The organism is Oleiphilus sp. HI0132 (assembly GCF_001635845.1).
On sequence record NZ_LWGJ01001763.1, the window covers coordinates 1 to 640 of the forward strand.

The window sequence follows — 640 nt, forward strand, 5'->3', positions numbered from 1 at the left end:
AATATGCAGACTCTACCAACAATAAGAAAAACGCATGTCCATTGCATTTAATATAATCGTTCGACGCACACAGAAACTAGCGGTATTAAGCTTGTCTCTGCTATTGGCCGCCCTATCTACTGTTCAGATTACGCAAGCAGAAGATCTACATGCTCCTGAAAATCTTGGCATGATCGACCTTCGTCAAAAAGATTGGGGGCAGGGCGATAACTTCAGCTTGCAAGGCTCTTGGCGTTTTACCTGGAATGCTTTTACACACGATACGGCAAACATGCATCGATATTCCTGGAGTGACGTACCAGTTCCTGGGCCATGGAGTGAACACGCCAATAATAAGCAAGAGGCTGAGTCTGCTATACTTCCCATTGGTTATGGTACCTACTATATAAAATTACTTGTCCCGAAAGATAAACAGAAAGTTTTCATACATCTTCCTGATATGGCTAGTGCCTATGAGCTTTGGCAAAACGGAGCTTTCTTGGCGGGAATGGGGTAATAGGCGTAAACAAGGAACAAGAAGAGGCTGATTATCTGCCGCGAGTTTACGAACTAAGGCCCGAAAATGGTGAAGTCGAGCTATTTATCAAAACCTCAAATTATCACTATTTATGGGGGGGTATTTGGCATGCACCTACGCTCA

The 640-nt window shown here is 43.8% G+C and carries 2 protein-coding genes; both read left to right on the forward strand.

Annotated features, from left to right (window positions below; all coding sequences use genetic code 11):
• The first annotated feature begins 34 nt into the window (after positions 1-34).
• Positions 35-496 (forward strand): hypothetical protein, encoded by a 462-nt coding sequence (locus A3766_RS26895; RefSeq protein WP_068509322.1) that lies wholly within the window; start codon positions 35-37, stop codon positions 494-496.
• Positions 460-640 (forward strand): hypothetical protein (locus A3766_RS32340; RefSeq protein WP_231883006.1); only part of this gene is annotated, 181 nt, incomplete at its 3' end. The genes A3766_RS26895 and A3766_RS32340, both read left to right, overlap by 37 nt.

Coding starts and splice junctions, on each gene's coding strand:
- A3766_RS26895 (WP_068509322.1), top strand. CDS start 35: ATGTCCATTGCATTTAATATAATCGTTCGACGCACACAGAAACTAGCG.